Here is a 13,273-nt window from a genome sequence, read left to right as displayed (position 1 = left end):
TCGCTCCTATGACATCGTTTTATAAAACTTCGGGCCGTCTGGCGTGGCCGCGCGTAACTCGTTTTCCGCGTGCACTGAATAATTGCCGTCATCCCAACGCACCCAGGCCTTTTGGTGATCGCCTTCCGGCTCCAGTTGGCTATCCACCACGCCATGTATACCGCAGGTCTTCTTCTGGACTAATGCGCCCACATTAAAAGCAGCCATTGCACACCTTCCGGTTCGTGAAGAAATGATATGAGAGCGCCCAGCGCGGTAAAGAACGCGATGAACATGATGATTGGATTCATTTGCATGATTTACTCCCAAAAAAAGAAGCCGCTTGTCAGGCGGCCGTCACATCGGGTGATGGTGGTGGGATTAGTCTTTCAGGAACTCTTCTGTATGAACGCCAATTTCGCCAGTGAGCAGCTCCGCACTCACTGCAATGCTCAGCTGATACGGCGTTTCGGTTGATGCGGTGAGCGGAAAGGGCAGCGTTACGCTGAAGCTCTTCAATCTCTGCTGCGGTATCTATTATATCGGCCATGGTCAATGCTCCCGGAACTGTCTGTTAATTCGGTTGAAGGTGAACGCCAGCAATAAAAAGGGAGCCTTAAGCTCCCTGGTGATTAGTGCCTTCATGCGGCACGCTCCGCATTGTGTTTGAATGCCCACTTTCGGAAAGCTTTCTTCAGGTCGCCTTTTGTGTAAGGCATGCCGCGGCGAGGATTGTGTCGGGAGTTACGCGCACGCTTTTCAATCGCCCCACTGAACAGGCAACCGGTAGCGTCATCCATATTCATGAAGACACTTACGATATTCTTCATCCCATACTGAACGAGCACGACAGGCTTAATCTTCTCGGGGTGTTTCCACGCTTTTTTGTCACTGAACATCGCCATGCGCATATAAGTGCGAAAGTCATTCGATTTATCGCCGGCTTTCATTTTTCGGAGGTATACCGCGCCTTTTCTGTATTTACTCATTGTTCGGCTCCAAACCGCCCGTTAAGGCGGCCAGTTTTGACTACGAACTCCAGGAGGCTAACTCCCAGAGCTTCAATTTTCTTGTGATGCTTATTGATGATGGGAGGCACCGTTTCGTTCCAGTTTGGCTTTGGCTTCTTGCGCATGGCCTGCTGGATTTCCTCGGTGCAGCGGCGGCAGGCGGCGCGGATAGCGTTGTCTGTTTCTGGCGTCATGCGGCCTCCCGACGGGCGAGAAGTTTCGCTCCGAAAGCCATAAGCTCGTCCCGGTCCACAGTTGCGAAGTGGCAGTGTGTACGCGGGTACGGTCGCCAGATGATGAGCATACTGCCTTTATTATTTCCGCTGACTGGCTTACCGGTGACTGGGTTTATAAATGCCAGCCGCCCGGCGGTGATGAAGCGAACCTCGCTGGCGGTCTGGATAGCTTCCTTGAACCAGCCAACCGAAGTGTCTGCCGGTACCAGCATGACCGTCCCGATCTGATTGGCGCTCTCGGCGGCGGCCTTCTTAACGAACGGCGTGATGTCGCTGTACGGCGGGTTCAGCCAGACGTAGCCCGGAATGCTCAGGTAATCAGCCCAGGGCGTTTCCAGCGTGTTCTGCTCGGCGGTGATGAACCTCCGGCACAGCGCGTTATGCGGAGCCGCAGCGGCGTCCAACTGGAAGCAGAACTCAGCATCAAGGGAAGCGAAAAGGGCTGGTGGAGTGCGCCAGAGGTCGCGCTGATCCGCTGGCGTGTTGCTGCCGGTGAAATCTGTCATGCCGCCTCCTGCCTTTCCCGATATTCCTCAGCGAGCCGCTGCGCCTTTAATGGATTGCTGACCACTTCACCCCATGGTATTAGCCAGCCGTTACCAAAGAAGGGAAGGCACAGTGTGCCAACCCTGATGTCTTCGTGAGCGTGAGTCATTAGTCACTCCTTGAAGCGCCACCGAGGCCTTTGCGGTTGTCGTTTAGGTATGGGTCAGCTGGCGTGTAGTTGGATGGGGAAGGGGGTGAATCGTCGTTGGCTCTTTCTTGCTGGATGATTAGGTAAAGCTCTTTGCGATCGGCTCGCTCAGAGGGTGAAAGCTTCCGGTCAGGGATTGGCCGGAGAAGATATTTTCGATACTCGTGGGTAAATTTGTTCATTGGTTTCTCCTGACCGGGAGATGATTCAAAAGGGTAAATTGGTGTGTTGAATTTGTGCCAATTGCTGTGACATGAAGTACAGAGCCACATAACTTCGGTTGGCTTGCTGTAATCGCAGTGGTGGGCCTGCGGCTTGCACTTAACGCCACAGGTCTCACATGTCACAGGCCGGATTAACTTCCCATCGCGCAAAAAATTGCCCACGATGATGTGGGCTTTTCTTTTCCATGGGTTTCTTAATGAGAACCTGACTTTTGCAGCATTGCCTCTGGCTTTTCCTCTGTCAGATTTTTGGTACTCAGCGCGAGCCTTAACTCGCTGGGGAAGGTTTGCTCTACTGCGATCGTAATCTGATAAGCAGGCTTTACATGCTGCTGAAAGTCCATCGTTGGATGCTCTTCTAATCTGAAATTCCCTTTCTTCCTTCTGCTGATTGCATCTGGAACAGGTCTTCATATTCGGCTCCTAGAATGGTATGTCTGAGTCAAAGTCCATTGGTGGCTCGTTAGAAGGTGCACGTGCAGACTGCTGCTGCGGGCGAGACTGCGCGCCGCCGCTAAACTGATTTCCGCCCTGCGCCGTGCTTCCACCTGCCGATGCCGCTCCACCGCCCTGACGGCCACCAAGCATCTGCATCGTTCCGCCGACGTTTACCACCACCTCTGTGGTGTACCTCTCGACGCCAGCCTGATCTGTCCATTTGCGGGTGCGCAGCTGACCCTCGATATAGACCTGATATCCTTTGCGCAGGTATTCTCCGGCCACCTCAGCCAACTTTCCGAACAGAACAACGCGATGCCATTCCGTATGCTCTTTTTGCTCGCCAGTGGCTTTATCTCGCCATGACTCAGATGTCGCCAGTGTCAGGCTGCACACTGCGCCGCCGGACGGAAGATAACGGACCTCGGGGTCTTGCCCGAGGTTGCCGACGAGGATCACTTTGTTGATGCCCTTTGCCATTTAAGCCGCCTGTTTAAGTTCTTTGAGTCGAATGCCAGTAACGTCTTTGCATTTGCTCTGGTGCTCAGTAAATCCGTTAAGCAATTTCCATGTGTCTTCATAGCTATGCTTAAGCCGATCGCTATCGTTTTCAGAGCCAGCGTATGCAGAGAATTCGGCGAGGATTTTGTCCGCATCCACGGACTGAGGTGCCTGGTCTCGTCGCTGGTGACCATCATGCGGTTGTTGGTCCTGCTCGGTTGGTGTTCCTGATGGCAATGCCCATCCCGGTAGAGCAGGCGCCTTCCAATAGAAAACGCCAACCTCTTTTGATTTCGCGTACTGGAACCCGGGCGCGCGCGTTGCTGAAACCACTGCGAACCCTTCCTCCAGGTTGTAGAGGTAACGACCGATCCCCCATTGCACGGCGGCGCGCTTCATGGCGCCAGAGCGACCACCTTTCACAGCTTCAACCTGTGTGTTTTCTGCCGCATCCCACTTGGTGATCCACTCGCCGTCAACTTTGATGGAAATACCGCACTCAACGCCGCCATTGTTCGGAATATCGCGGTATTCGTTACGCCAGCCAGCTTTGCCGCATACTTCATCCAGCCGCTTCATGATTGCGCGGTTAGTTACGTAGGCCAGCACCTTGGCCCAGATTCCGTTATTGTTTTTTCCCACCTGCTGAATGCGCCACTCAATATCCTCACTTGCAAATGGCGCATCTAAATCATCAAGGTTCATGTGTAATTCCCCACAAACTCATCCCAGCTAATGACCGGGCTCTGCCGCTCGGCGGCCAGGTTAACTGGCTCGTCATCACCCTCCGGCTTTTCCGGCAGCTCGTCGCGCATAAGGCGAAGGAATGACTCTTCATCCCACCGTTCTGCTGCCGTCATGCTGCACGCTCCTGATGGGTGATGACGTAACCCTGCTCAGCCAGCCACTCAATGACTTCTGCGCCGTCGAGCTGGGGTAGTACGTCACGGGTTTTAACGGTACCGGCCAGCACAACGCCTTCCATCTCAACTTTGATGGTGTTATGGGGGCCGACAGATGTGCGCATGTCTACGCACTCGCATGTGATATTCATGATTCGCCTCAATATTTGATGTGCGCGTCCTGCACTTTGCCGCCAGCAATCGCCAGCACTGCTTTCTGTGCGAATTCTTCTGGGATGCCCTGAGCAATAAGGTCTGCGTAGACACGACGGTTGACGGTGCGGCGGTGCTCTTTGTCCGCGGCGCGACGCGCTTCTTCTTCAGCTTTGCGCTGCTCTTCGGCCAGACGGGCGGCCTCTGCCTCTTCCTGGCGGCGGCGCTCAGCGGCAACGGCCTCTTCTTTTTCGCGTCGTGCACGCTCTTCCGCTTCCTGCTTCTCGCGAGCTTTTTCTTCGGCTTCACGGCGTGCTGCGGCTTCAATCTCTGCTTTGTGCTTAGCTTCGGCATCACGGCGGGCTTGTTCTGCCGCTTCACGCTTAATGCGCTCTTCGTGCTCACGCTGTGCCTGTTCCGCCTGGCGGCGCTGCTCTTCGCGGTCGCGGTCGAAATCCTTGTTCATCAGCAGGGCCATTTCGTGGTCCGCTTCGAACTTGGCAGCCAGCTCCTGATCGAACCTGATGTTCATCTCCAGCGCTTCGGCGTGCATCGCGTTCATGGCTTCTTCAGCCTTAATGCGTTCCTGCTCGGCTTCCCATTCTGTGAGCGGGCGCCGTACTTCATCCTTCAGCGCGTCCAGCCGCTCACGCACAATGCGGCGGCTTTCGTCGATCTGCTTCGGCAGGGCTTTAAGCTCGGCAACCAGATCCTTGCCGGCGTTGTCGATATAGGTTTTGGAGCGGGCAACCTTATGCGCCATGGATGCGATCGCGTCGCGGCCTTTGCGGGTCGACACATCCGGTACCAGGCTGCGAGCTTCTTTCTCGATCGCCTCAATAATAGGGTCGAGCTGCTCTTTGGTGGTGAATACCGCCATTGCGTTCTGTTTCTCAATGACGACTAAATCCGTTACTTCGCTCATGGTTTCTCCTGAAATTTGGATGTGCAGATCCCGCCCGCAGAAAGCCAGGCCGATCGGTTGAATAGGGTGGTTACTTAGAAAGTTTTGAGTTCCAGGACTCTATGGCAGAAATTGGTGAGTCGAAGGTAACAGGAGCGATCCATCCGCAGCACTTCAATTGGAACTGATTGAGGATGTATGGCTCTGGACCAATCCTGCAACCGCGATCCCATTCGAACGCTTTAATTGCTGGCTGTCGCTTGCAAAATGGACACTCTGTTGCGTCAGGGAGATTTTCGAAAGAAATGTCCGGCAGCGATCCATCATCTTCAGCCCATTGAAGTTCGCCTGGCACAACAACCGAATATCCGTCCCAACGGTCAAATTCAGGAGAAAGAACATCTTCGTAACCAGCGCCACGAAGGCGAAATTTAGCTCGGGCAATAACGACAAGCCCTTTAACTTTTCGGCTACCCATTCGCCACATATAAACACCGGCGGCATCTGGCTTGCGTTCAGAGTATTTAACCCATTGCATGCTCACCTCCGCGCTGAATTGGAAGACCTGTGCCATCGAGAAGGACGTCAATCACGCAGTCACTGAGGCGGATTATTTCTGCATCGGTGTGAAGGTAGACCCATTTACGCTCCTGAATGACTGCTGAGACGCGATAAGTGCGGCCTTCATGCATTGCCATCATGCCGGGCGTAACGCACTGGCGAATGAGCGGGGTGGTGCCGTAGTGCAAGTTGCTGCTAATTTTTTGCAAACTCACCATGCTGTTCTCTCCGAAAATCATTAAGGACAGCCACCGCATCTCTGATGGTGCGGTAGTAACCTAAAAACACTCTCTTCCCCGATGAATCAGTTGATCGTGCAGACCATTTTTTAACATCCGGTCGCCATGAGACGCCCTTTACACCAGTCCTGCTGTCGCTTCTTACCGACTTATTGAGGCAGTTTTCATGACGGCTTGCGGCTCTTAAGTTGCACGCCCTGTTATCTGTTCTGTCACCATTGATATGGTCTACTTCTTCAGGTGATTCCCCGGTGCATAAGAAAAATGCGATTCGAGAAAGGAAGTAGTGCCTTCTTGCAATACCAACTCGGAGATAGCCATTATTGTTTTTTGAACCAGCAGGCCGCCCCTTTACAACCCATCCTGATTTCGTCACTTTCCACGTAAATACTCCGGTTTCAGGGTTGTAATCCAGCAAGGAATCTATCTCCTCAGCACTTGGCAACTTGTGCTTTCGCATCATACCTTCACCTCAACCTGCTCCAGGAGGCCAGCCAGCTTCATGTGCCAGCGGTTGAGCGTCAGCTTTTCACGCGGGTTGGATACCGACGTCAGCTGCCACTCGTTATCGTTAAGCTTTTTGGCGGTGTACTGCTTGCCGTGGTGGGTTACGGTCATGATGCCTCCCGGGCTTTGGCGTTTGCCGCATTGATGGCGTCAATGTTCATCAGGCAGTAGATAGCGCATTCAGCGTCGTAATCACTCAACCCGCCGCTTGCCAGCTTATTAAGTGCGGTGCCAGTTAAACCGATCTTGAAGCAGATAGAGCCGTGTTTAGGGCCATATCCATAGCGATGGTCTTCACGCTGATCGCTCCATTGGGCGTAGTTTTTTGTGCCAAAATAACGCTCGCTCAGACGGTTGAACCCCGACGCAATGTCGTTAATCGCGTCTTCAACACACCCGCGCCGCTCCATGCTTTGTTTCGGGTCACCGAAGTTAATGATCGTCATGCCATGCCTAACCATCTCAACCGTTAGGCCTTTATTGGCCTGGTTGATACCTTCAGACACGGCAATCAGCTCTTTACCGATGCGTGAGGTGTCATCAACAAACTTCGCCTTCAACTGAGCCAGTTCGGCTTCAATTGCCATTTTCTTTTTGGTCAATTCGATAAGAGTCATAATCATCTCCGCGCTTAAGGCCGCGCCGCCGAACGGTTAATACAAGACTTCAACGCATTTATTCAGTGTTTCAATGGGCGGTGGATGGCCGCCGGTTGTCATAAATGGGCAGACTCGAAAATCTGCCTATGTATGGCCGATAAAAAACCCGCCGGAGCGGGTCTATTCATCAGGTGGGGCGGGGAGGTTCACCCAGTGCGTATAAGAAGGTCGCGGTTCTAAATCCCCATCCCTTTCCCACCAACCGGTGCCGCGTAAATGCTCTCCCGCATAAACCTCTTCCTTCGGGAGCCAGCAGACAACCACCTGATATTTCTCAATGTGAAGAGCCAATACATATTTCCCGGTAGGTGGCATTCGCTCGCTGCACTTAATCCACTCCATACCCTTACCCTCTGTAATTACCCGCAAAAAAGGCCGCCTACCTGGCAGCCTCAACTTGAATGAGTGCCGGGGTATTTATCCGCGCCCGGCGCGCGCTTTCCCGCTATTCCCCAACAGCAAGAAATCGCTTACTCTTTAATCTCCCCAACAGTAGAAAGGATATATTCATGCAAACCATGCGGACCGTGTGCCCTGACTGCGGAAGTGAGATGTTCAACCAGCCCGATGATTTTGACTTTGAGACAAATTTCACCGGCGTCAGTTGTGCTGACTGTGGTCGAGAAATCACTAAGGACGATGTTGTCAATCAGGCTACGGACACGGTCAAAAAACAGATCGACGACATGCTCAGGAATTCCCTGAAAGGAACTGGCTGGAAGTTCAAGTAACTTTAAAAGCTCCCCGAACTGAGTGAGAACCTCACTGGCGTCTACGTTAAGCAGTAGTGGCGCCGTTTTTTTATCTGCCATACACACTCCTCTCTTTGTTTACCGTCAGCCCCTCGCAAAGAGCTGCTGGTAAAGCTTCCCCGATGTTCGGGAACTGAGCAGCAAACCATTCCGGTGCGGAGTCCTCTTCGTGTGCTATACCCGCCACGCGTTACACACCTGCCTCAATCCCATTGGGCGCCATTTCAATTTGCCAGGAGCGCTCCGGGTGATTTGCTGCTTGGTTGAATTCTTAATGAGCAGGCGACTTGCTGTCCGCCGCTGGCTAACTTCGCTCAGCTGTCGATGTCGTTTCGATGGAGTAATTAAACATCATGTGGATTTATAGGTCAACACCTTGTGGATTTATTTTGTTGATTTAATGGTTTCTTGTTGATTTGTATGTTTATTTATTTTTTGGTGGCATAAGTGATATGCTGCAAAAAACATCAAAAAGGAGTGTGCGATGGACTTGGATGAAGAAAGATTGAACATGATGGCTCATGCTGTCGGGCGGGCTGTGATGGAATTATCGCTGGCGGATCTGCCTGTGACTCAGGAGACCATCATCAATAAGTTGGAGCAGTACCGCAGGGAGACGGGTAATGTCATCGGAAAAGGGATTAACAGGGATGCTGCGGAGATCGTAAGGAAGGGCAGAAAAGCGCTAAGGTGAAGAAACCCGACCGGGAGGCCGGGCATGGATAATGGCGGGTGTTAATCAGCCCATCCAGATTTTGTATTAATCGCTGATTCTGACATGGTGTATTTCTGTACCTTGTCGTCTTTGAAGAGGATGGTCAGCTCTTTCTTAGTGCCATTTGTTCCATTATGGAAAAGTCCATAGAACGGAATGAAGGTAGTGCCGTTCACTTTCACGTTGGCGAATGCATACTTCCAGATCTCATTGCCACCATCAGTGTATGATACGGCATCAGGTGATCCAAAGTAGGATTTAACTTCTGCCTTGGTGGTTTTTCCTTCCTGAATTTTTGTCTGAACACTGGTTTCAGTTTCGTTCTTAAGTTTCTGATTTCCAGAAGATGCGCACCCAACAAGGCCTGTAGCTATAATCACTGCCAGAACTATTTTTTTCATGTTTCATTTCCATTGATTGCAATCGGAAGCATCTTAACATCACAAAAAGTTGAGTGAAATATTATTGATTTTGTTATCTTCTGTATCTTAAAACAGAGTACCAAAACACAAACCCGATGATTTCCACCTCAGTCTCTTCAGCCTCTTCATCGTCATAATCGCGATTGATGCTACGTATTAAAAGCTTGCCGCCAGGCTTTCGATAAAGCTGCTTTATGCGCTTCAATTCCCCTTGGTTGATGGCATAGAGCTCGCCATCAATAATCCGCTTATTGCCTGTGTCTACAGCTACCGTTGCGCCATCAGGAATTACTGGCTCCATGCTGTCACCAGACGCAGGAAAGCAAAGCACTCCAGACCCATCGCTATTTGCACCAACTCGCCTAAGCGTTGCTTTAGAGAATCGGAGCTTAAATCCATTATGGTCTTCGCAATGAACGCGACCATCACCACACGCAAATTCAATATCTTTCAGGAACGGCACTTCAACCTCGTCAGCAGGAAGTGGTGTGTCTTTATCCCAAGCATCAACAACGCCCCACTCAGACTCTGGAGGGATATTGCTCTCCTGATCTTTCTTTGGAGAGCCATCTCCATTTAATAACCAGTCAAGAGAATAACCGAACTTTTCAGATATTTGTTGCGCAGCCTCACGACTTAACGCGTCTCTCTTAATCCAGTTGTTTACGGTCTGAGGGCTGGTCGATAAAGCCTCAGCTAAATCCCGCTGTTTCAAGCCTTCCCTTGTCAGTAAAAATTTAATTCTTTCAGAAATGCTACTCATAAAACCCTCCGCTCCATGCATGGTAAACAACATGTGGATTTTTTCCATCACCATAATGTTGATTTAATCCACATCATGAATTAACATGGTGTTGATTACACATGAGCGGAGCAAAACATGATCAACAAAAAATCCAACGTCAGCACCCCGCTTGAGAAAGCCATTAATGCAGTGGGCGGCTCTCAAAAGGTGCTTGCTGAAAAGGTCGGCGTAACGCCACAGGCCATCAATATGCTTAAGAAGCGAGGTGGCAGCCTTCCAGTAACAAAAATGCGTAAGTACGAAGAAGTGACGGGGCTTCCTCGCGAAGTTCTATATCCAGGTATCTTTGCCGCCTAACCGGCGGCCTTAACAACGAAAGGGAAAGCAATGCATTCACTTGCGTATCAACAGAGTACCGGACTTGAACAACGTCCGTTGATTTCGATTTATCAAAGTGTTCCGCGCAATAACCGTAAGCTAATTCGAATACGGGAGGCAGTTAAGGCATGGCAAAAAGCTACGCCGGGCCAGTCTCAGGTTCACATTTCTCAGCTGGTTGCGAAAGAGTGGCTGGCGCGCGGCGGGAAGGGGTTGTTACTGGCAGGTTCTGAACACAACACGAAGCAGAACTTCTTCCGGATGATTAACGATCCGGGCCCGAAGAACGACAAAGGGCTGATGCTGTTGATCCCCGTCATTGTCGATGTGATGGCTCGGGATAACGAGCAGGTGGCCCGTCAGTTCGGTCTGGTGAAAGGCAAGACGAAAGAGGAGTTGATTGCGGAGGCCATGAAAGAGTGCGCTGAAGCAAAGCAGGCTGTTCTCCTCGGCGCTCCAGAGCATCAGAAGATGAAAGAGGTAAGCGAGGGTATAGCGTCGCTGTTCCGCCTCATGCCGGAGCAAGTAGGGCCGCTGATGACGATGGTGACGTCGATGCTGGGGGTTATATGAGAACTACAGAAATGGCGAAAGCCGGTCTGCGCGAACAGAACCGACTTTCTGGTGCAAAAACGAGAGTAGTTGCAGGAGGAATAATGGCAAAAAATCCACGCTATTACCATACCGCTGTACATAAAAACATAACCCGCGACCGCTTCATCCGCTCGGTTAACCCGATTGTGGCAGAGAAGATGCGCGCCATCCTGGAAGAGCTGAAACGTAAGGAGAGTGGCCGTGGGTAATCTCGCAAAAGTAATACCTTTCAGACCGTCTGTATCGGTCGTGGAGCGTCAGGTGGCAGATATCGATGATGGGTATACCCGCATCGCTAACGAGCTGCTGGAAGCGGTTATGGCTGCTGATTTAACGGCTCGCCAGCTGAAGGTCGTTCTGGCGGTGATCCGCAAAACTTACGGGTTCGGGAAAAAGTTTGACCGCATTACCAATACCCAGATTGCAGCAATGACCGGCATTCACCATACGCATGTCTGCAAGGCCAAGAACGAGATGATTGCAATGAACATCATCGTTACCAACGGCCTGGCGATCGGGGTGAATAAGGTGATTTCTGACTGGAATTTCAGCATTAGCCAAAATTGCAAATCATTAGCCGAAACAGCTAATGAAACATTAGCCAAGTCAGCTAATACCCATAAGCCAACTCAGCTAAACACAAAAGAAACTATTCAAAAGAAAGAAAGAAAAGATCCCCCTAAATCCCCCCAGGGGGAAAACTCACTCGCTCAGGAGGTGATGGATTACTTCAACGAGCTAACTGGTAGTCGTTGTGCTGCGCTGGCACCTTTCGAGAAAGCTCTCTCCACGGTGAAGAGCAAAGACCAGTGCTACACCGCTGAAGAGCTGAAACTCGTTATTCGCTGGGCCCATGTGAACTGGGGTCACAGCTTCAAGCCAGAGAACCTGTGCCGTATGACCCGCTTTGATGGATACCTGTCAGACGCCCTGATATGGGCTGATGGCCAGGGAAGCAATCCGGCAGCCTGTCCGCACGAAGAGATCATCAAGCTCTGGAATGAAAAATTCCCTTCAAAGGCCGTTTCGCTGCATGAGTGGAACCGCCGCCGTCCGGCCTATCGAGACCTGGAAGCTGTGTGGAACGGCAAAACCACCCAGGGCAACTGGCGAGAACTGAAGCACATGGGAATGGCCTTCGAGCTGATTAGCAAGTCTTCCCTGTTCGGCACCCGAGGCGATCAGCCATGGCTGACTCTCGACTGGATACTGAATCCGAAGAACTGGGGATCTGTCTACGAGCAGGCCATCAACGAGCACCGTGAGCGCAAGGGAGTCAAAGCATGAGCCGTTTTATCGATTTGTACGTTGAGCAGGCCGTCATCGGCGGGATCATGCTCGCAGCGGGCCGCACAGACGGCGTTGACATGGCGACTGACGCGATTGAGGGGCTGACTGAGGACCACTTCACAGCAACGCCTCACAAGGTTGCTCTGCGGTCCTACAAACGCCTCAACGAGTCCGGGGAGAAGATAGACCTGCTGACGTTGACCAGCGACCTTGAACGGCTTGGCGCGCTGGAAAGTGCCGGGGGATTCGCTTACCTGGCTGAATGCAGCAAAAACACGCCATCGTTCGCTAACCTTGCCAGCTACTGCGAGAAGCTTAGGGAAATGTACCTTGGTCGCCGTATGACCCTGGCGTTACAGGTCGGGATCCAGAAGCTGTCCGAACCAACTACCGAGGGTATTGCTGACATCATTGGCAGCATTCAGGCCGACATCTCTGGAATTGAGCACAACGCTGACTACGGAACTGAACACATCACCACCGGGATCGACATGTCTCTTGAGACTATCCAGTCGATTATCAGTGGCGATATCTGGAAGCACAAAACCGAGCTGGGCATGGCGACCATCGACAGCGCATTTGGCGGGTTCAACAACACCGATTTTATCGTCGTTGGTGGACGTCCTGGCATGGGGAAAACCATGTTTAGCACCACAGTGACAGAAACCGTAGGCCTGAAAAACAAAAAGCCGGTGCTGTTCTTCAGCCTGGAAATGCCAGTTGATCAGATCTCCGAACGTGTCGCGTTCCACCGGGCACGGGTGAGCAAAGAGGATTTACTCAGCAAGCAGAGCGGCGTGATGGATGGTGCCTGGGGAAAGGTCGGCCACTGCATGAAGGATTTCATCGAAGCCCCGATCTATATCAACGACAAGCCATCCCTCAGCGTTCATCAGGTGCGAGCGGAAGCCAGGCGAATGAGCAAGAAACTGGGTGGACTTGGTGTGGTCATTGTCGATTACCTCCAGAAGATGCGCATGTCTGACCCTGAGAACATGAACCGCAGCGTAGGGGAGATCGCCACCGGCCTGAAAAACCTGGCGAAAGAGTTGCGTTGCCCGGTCATCGCACTGGCTCAGCTTAACCGTAAGGTCGAAGAACGTGCTAATAAGCGCCCGGTCGCAGCTGACCTCCGCGAGTCCGGTGTTATCGAGCAGGAAGCCGATGTGATTTTCATGATCTACCGGGATGAGAAATACAACCCGAACACCGAACTGAAAGGCATCACAGAAATCATCTGTGTGAAGTCCCGCCATGCGCCGGGGGCAGAAAAAACCTACCACTTCAGCAGCCGCTACTCCGGCCTGGACCCGGTAGATTTCACCTACAGCGGCCAGATGCAACAGGAGGCTGACTATGAGTGCTAAGAC

25 protein-coding genes and 2 pseudogenes are annotated in these 13,273 nt (G+C 51.9%); 7 read left to right on the top strand and 20 right to left on the bottom strand.

Annotated features, from left to right (window positions below; all coding sequences use genetic code 11):
* Positions 1 to 6: 6 nt before the first annotated feature.
* From IM317_RS16755 to IM317_RS16670, 18 genes and pseudogenes are all read right to left on the bottom strand, one after another.
* Complete coding sequence (locus tag IM317_RS16755) at positions 7 to 207, bottom strand: hypothetical protein (protein WP_193362512.1); 201 nt, start codon at positions 205 to 207, stop codon at positions 7 to 9.
* Between the two features lie 205 nt (positions 208 to 412).
* Positions 413 to 529, bottom strand: a pseudogene (locus IM317_RS23990) (TraR/DksA family transcriptional regulator); the annotation flags it as partial.
* Positions 530 to 620: 91 nt separating this feature from the next.
* On the bottom strand, positions 621 to 968 hold the full coding sequence (locus IM317_RS16745; RefSeq protein ID WP_172421305.1) for a hypothetical protein: 348 nt from the start codon (positions 966 to 968) through the stop codon (positions 621 to 623).
* The gene (locus IM317_RS16740; RefSeq protein ID WP_023300422.1) at positions 965 to 1,183 is read right to left on the bottom strand and encodes a hypothetical protein; all 219 of its coding nucleotides are present in this window, start codon (positions 1,181 to 1,183) and stop codon (positions 965 to 967) included. The genes IM317_RS16745 and IM317_RS16740 overlap by 4 nt, the downstream gene beginning before the upstream one ends.
* Positions 1,180 to 1,731 carry a phage N-6-adenine-methyltransferase gene (locus tag IM317_RS16735; protein WP_172421307.1) on the bottom strand — a complete coding sequence of 184 codons (552 nt, stop codon included), beginning with the start codon at positions 1,729 to 1,731 and terminating at the stop codon, positions 1,180 to 1,182. The genes IM317_RS16740 and IM317_RS16735 overlap by 4 nt, the downstream gene beginning before the upstream one ends.
* Entirely contained in the window at positions 1,728 to 1,880 is a 153-nt protein-coding gene (locus IM317_RS16730) for a DUF1317 family protein (RefSeq protein WP_172421309.1), read from the bottom strand. Before IM317_RS16730 ends, IM317_RS16735 begins: the two co-directional genes overlap by 4 nt.
* Positions 1,881 to 2,566: 686 nt before the next feature.
* Positions 2,567 to 3,061, bottom strand: coding sequence for a single-stranded DNA-binding protein (locus IM317_RS16725; RefSeq protein WP_063448427.1), 495 nt, complete (start codon positions 3,059 to 3,061; stop codon positions 2,567 to 2,569).
* Positions 3,062 to 3,787, bottom strand: coding sequence for a Rad52/Rad22 family DNA repair protein (locus IM317_RS16720; protein WP_049015610.1), 726 nt, complete (start codon positions 3,785 to 3,787; stop codon positions 3,062 to 3,064).
* On the bottom strand, positions 3,784 to 3,942 hold the full coding sequence (locus IM317_RS16715; RefSeq protein ID WP_000122968.1) for a hypothetical protein: 159 nt from the start codon (positions 3,940 to 3,942) through the stop codon (positions 3,784 to 3,786). The genes IM317_RS16720 and IM317_RS16715 overlap by 4 nt, the downstream gene beginning before the upstream one ends.
* Positions 3,939 to 4,136, bottom strand: a complete 198-nt coding sequence (locus IM317_RS16710) for a hypothetical protein (protein WP_001303341.1) — start codon at positions 4,134 to 4,136, stop codon at positions 3,939 to 3,941. The genes IM317_RS16715 and IM317_RS16710 overlap by 4 nt, the downstream gene beginning before the upstream one ends.
* Positions 4,137 to 4,144: 8 nt before the next feature.
* On the bottom strand, positions 4,145 to 5,062 hold the full coding sequence (locus IM317_RS16705) for a hypothetical protein (protein WP_193362510.1): 918 nt from the start codon (positions 5,060 to 5,062) through the stop codon (positions 4,145 to 4,147).
* 70 nt (positions 5,063 to 5,132) lie between these two features.
* The gene (locus tag IM317_RS16700) at positions 5,133 to 5,579 is read right to left on the bottom strand and encodes a hypothetical protein (protein WP_139152886.1); all 447 of its coding nucleotides are present in this window, start codon (positions 5,577 to 5,579) and stop codon (positions 5,133 to 5,135) included.
* Complete coding sequence (locus IM317_RS16695) at positions 5,566 to 5,820, bottom strand: cell division protein FtsZ (RefSeq protein WP_049015640.1); 255 nt, start codon at positions 5,818 to 5,820, stop codon at positions 5,566 to 5,568. The genes IM317_RS16700 and IM317_RS16695 overlap by 14 nt, the downstream gene beginning before the upstream one ends.
* Entirely contained in the window at positions 5,798 to 6,304 is a 507-nt protein-coding gene (locus IM317_RS16690; RefSeq protein ID WP_181530438.1) for an HNH endonuclease, read from the bottom strand. The genes IM317_RS16695 and IM317_RS16690 overlap by 23 nt, the downstream gene beginning before the upstream one ends.
* Positions 6,301 to 6,459, bottom strand: a complete 159-nt coding sequence (locus tag IM317_RS16685; RefSeq protein WP_193362509.1) for a hypothetical protein — start codon at positions 6,457 to 6,459, stop codon at positions 6,301 to 6,303. The genes IM317_RS16690 and IM317_RS16685 overlap by 4 nt, the downstream gene beginning before the upstream one ends.
* Positions 6,456 to 6,965, bottom strand: a complete 510-nt coding sequence (locus IM317_RS16680) for a hypothetical protein (protein WP_047642407.1) — start codon at positions 6,963 to 6,965, stop codon at positions 6,456 to 6,458. Before IM317_RS16680 ends, IM317_RS16685 begins: the two co-directional genes overlap by 4 nt.
* Positions 6,966 to 7,127: 162 nt before the next feature.
* On the bottom strand, positions 7,128 to 7,349 hold the full coding sequence (locus IM317_RS24305; protein WP_075202194.1) for a DUF551 domain-containing protein: 222 nt from the start codon (positions 7,347 to 7,349) through the stop codon (positions 7,128 to 7,130).
* Between the two features lie 128 nt (positions 7,350 to 7,477).
* Positions 7,478 to 7,819, bottom strand: a complete 342-nt coding sequence (locus IM317_RS16670; RefSeq protein ID WP_172421319.1) for a hypothetical protein — start codon at positions 7,817 to 7,819, stop codon at positions 7,478 to 7,480.
* Positions 7,820 to 8,243: 424 nt separating this feature from the next.
* On the opposite strand from IM317_RS16670, the gene IM317_RS16665 reads away from it, so the two are divergent.
* Positions 8,244 to 8,453 carry a hypothetical protein gene (locus IM317_RS16665; protein ID WP_193362508.1) on the top strand — a complete coding sequence of 70 codons (210 nt, stop codon included), beginning with the start codon at positions 8,244 to 8,246 and terminating at the stop codon, positions 8,451 to 8,453.
* A 41-nt stretch (positions 8,454 to 8,494) separates the two neighbouring features.
* On the opposite strand, the gene IM317_RS16660 is transcribed toward IM317_RS16665, so the two are convergent.
* Both IM317_RS16660 and IM317_RS16655 read right to left on the bottom strand, forming a co-directional pair.
* Positions 8,495 to 8,875, bottom strand: a complete 381-nt coding sequence (locus tag IM317_RS16660; protein ID WP_193362507.1) for a hypothetical protein — start codon at positions 8,873 to 8,875, stop codon at positions 8,495 to 8,497.
* Between the two features lie 73 nt (positions 8,876 to 8,948).
* Entirely contained in the window at positions 8,949 to 9,659 is a 711-nt protein-coding gene (locus IM317_RS16655) for a helix-turn-helix transcriptional regulator (RefSeq protein WP_193362506.1), read from the bottom strand.
* Between the two features lie 117 nt (positions 9,660 to 9,776).
* On the opposite strand from IM317_RS16655, the gene IM317_RS16650 reads away from it, so the two are divergent.
* The 6 genes and pseudogenes from IM317_RS16650 (at position 9,777) to IM317_RS16625 (ending at position 13,270) form a co-directional block, all read left to right on the top strand.
* The gene (locus IM317_RS16650) at positions 9,777 to 9,998 is read left to right on the top strand and encodes a helix-turn-helix domain-containing protein (protein WP_193362505.1); all 222 of its coding nucleotides are present in this window, start codon (positions 9,777 to 9,779) and stop codon (positions 9,996 to 9,998) included.
* 30 nt (positions 9,999 to 10,028) lie between these two features.
* Entirely contained in the window at positions 10,029 to 10,592 is a 564-nt protein-coding gene (locus tag IM317_RS16645) for a toxin YdaT family protein (protein WP_193362504.1), read from the top strand.
* Positions 10,589 to 10,681 (top strand): annotated as a pseudogene (locus tag IM317_RS16640) (replication protein); the annotation flags it as partial. The gene IM317_RS16645 and the pseudogene IM317_RS16640, both read left to right, overlap by 4 nt.
* Positions 10,676 to 10,822, top strand: coding sequence for a hypothetical protein (locus tag IM317_RS16635; RefSeq protein ID WP_015571544.1), 147 nt, complete (start codon positions 10,676 to 10,678; stop codon positions 10,820 to 10,822). The pseudogene IM317_RS16640 and the gene IM317_RS16635, both read left to right, overlap by 6 nt.
* A gap of 52 nt (positions 10,823 to 10,874) precedes the next feature.
* The gene (locus IM317_RS16630; RefSeq protein ID WP_375336434.1) at positions 10,875 to 11,900 is read left to right on the top strand and encodes a replication protein; all 1,026 of its coding nucleotides are present in this window, start codon (positions 10,875 to 10,877) and stop codon (positions 11,898 to 11,900) included.
* Positions 11,897 to 13,270: a replicative DNA helicase gene (locus tag IM317_RS16625; protein ID WP_193362502.1), complete on the top strand. Its 1,374-nt coding sequence runs from the start codon at positions 11,897 to 11,899 to the stop codon at positions 13,268 to 13,270. The genes IM317_RS16630 and IM317_RS16625 overlap by 4 nt, the downstream gene beginning before the upstream one ends.
* The last annotated feature ends 3 nt before the right edge of the window (positions 13,271 to 13,273 follow it).

The organism is Enterobacter cloacae complex sp. S3 (assembly GCF_014930495.1).
GTDB classification, from domain to species: domain Bacteria; phylum Pseudomonadota; class Gammaproteobacteria; order Enterobacterales; family Enterobacteriaceae; genus Enterobacter; species Enterobacter asburiae_B.
The sequence above is the reverse complement of the archived record's forward strand: the minus strand, read 5'-3'. Positions and strand labels throughout refer to the sequence as shown.

Excerpts from the sequence above, each read along its gene's own strand:
- IM317_RS16755 (WP_193362512.1), bottom strand. The coding sequence starts at position 207 with ATGGCTGCTTTTAATGTGGGCGCATTAGTCCAGAAGAAGACCTGCGGT.
- IM317_RS16745 (WP_172421305.1), bottom strand. The coding sequence starts at position 968 with ATGAGTAAATACAGAAAAGGCGCGGTATACCTCCGAAAAATGAAAGCC.
- IM317_RS16740 (WP_023300422.1), bottom strand. The coding sequence starts at position 1,183 with ATGACGCCAGAAACAGACAACGCTATCCGCGCCGCCTGCCGCCGCTGC.
- IM317_RS16735 (WP_172421307.1), bottom strand. The coding sequence starts at position 1,731 with ATGACAGATTTCACCGGCAGCAACACGCCAGCGGATCAGCGCGACCTC.
- IM317_RS16730 (WP_172421309.1), bottom strand. The coding sequence starts at position 1,880 with ATGACTCACGCTCACGAAGACATCAGGGTTGGCACACTGTGCCTTCCC.
- IM317_RS16725 (WP_063448427.1), bottom strand. The coding sequence starts at position 3,061 with ATGGCAAAGGGCATCAACAAAGTGATCCTCGTCGGCAACCTCGGGCAA.
- IM317_RS16720 (WP_049015610.1), bottom strand. The coding sequence starts at position 3,787 with ATGAACCTTGATGATTTAGATGCGCCATTTGCAAGTGAGGATATTGAG.
- IM317_RS16715 (WP_000122968.1), bottom strand. The coding sequence starts at position 3,942 with ATGACGGCAGCAGAACGGTGGGATGAAGAGTCATTCCTTCGCCTTATG.
- IM317_RS16710 (WP_001303341.1), bottom strand. The coding sequence starts at position 4,136 with ATGAATATCACATGCGAGTGCGTAGACATGCGCACATCTGTCGGCCCC.
- IM317_RS16705 (WP_193362510.1), bottom strand. The coding sequence starts at position 5,062 with ATGAGCGAAGTAACGGATTTAGTCGTCATTGAGAAACAGAACGCAATG.
- IM317_RS16700 (WP_139152886.1), bottom strand. The coding sequence starts at position 5,579 with ATGCAATGGGTTAAATACTCTGAACGCAAGCCAGATGCCGCCGGTGTT.
- IM317_RS16695 (WP_049015640.1), bottom strand. The coding sequence starts at position 5,820 with ATGGTGAGTTTGCAAAAAATTAGCAGCAACTTGCACTACGGCACCACC.
- IM317_RS16690 (WP_181530438.1), bottom strand. The coding sequence starts at position 6,304 with ATGATGCGAAAGCACAAGTTGCCAAGTGCTGAGGAGATAGATTCCTTG.
- IM317_RS16685 (WP_193362509.1), bottom strand. The coding sequence starts at position 6,459 with ATGACCGTAACCCACCACGGCAAGCAGTACACCGCCAAAAAGCTTAAC.
- IM317_RS16680 (WP_047642407.1), bottom strand. The coding sequence starts at position 6,965 with ATGACTCTTATCGAATTGACCAAAAAGAAAATGGCAATTGAAGCCGAA.
- IM317_RS24305 (WP_075202194.1), bottom strand. The coding sequence starts at position 7,349 with ATGGAGTGGATTAAGTGCAGCGAGCGAATGCCACCTACCGGGAAATAT.
- IM317_RS16670 (WP_172421319.1), bottom strand. The coding sequence starts at position 7,819 with ATGGCAGATAAAAAAACGGCGCCACTACTGCTTAACGTAGACGCCAGT.
- IM317_RS16665 (WP_193362508.1), top strand. The coding sequence starts at position 8,244 with ATGGACTTGGATGAAGAAAGATTGAACATGATGGCTCATGCTGTCGGG.
- IM317_RS16660 (WP_193362507.1), bottom strand. The coding sequence starts at position 8,875 with ATGAAAAAAATAGTTCTGGCAGTGATTATAGCTACAGGCCTTGTTGGG.
- IM317_RS16655 (WP_193362506.1), bottom strand. The coding sequence starts at position 9,659 with ATGAGTAGCATTTCTGAAAGAATTAAATTTTTACTGACAAGGGAAGGC.
- IM317_RS16650 (WP_193362505.1), top strand. The coding sequence starts at position 9,777 with ATGATCAACAAAAAATCCAACGTCAGCACCCCGCTTGAGAAAGCCATT.
- IM317_RS16645 (WP_193362504.1), top strand. The coding sequence starts at position 10,029 with ATGCATTCACTTGCGTATCAACAGAGTACCGGACTTGAACAACGTCCG.
- IM317_RS16635 (WP_015571544.1), top strand. The coding sequence starts at position 10,676 with ATGGCAAAAAATCCACGCTATTACCATACCGCTGTACATAAAAACATA.
- IM317_RS16625 (WP_193362502.1), top strand. The coding sequence starts at position 11,897 with ATGAGCCGTTTTATCGATTTGTACGTTGAGCAGGCCGTCATCGGCGGG.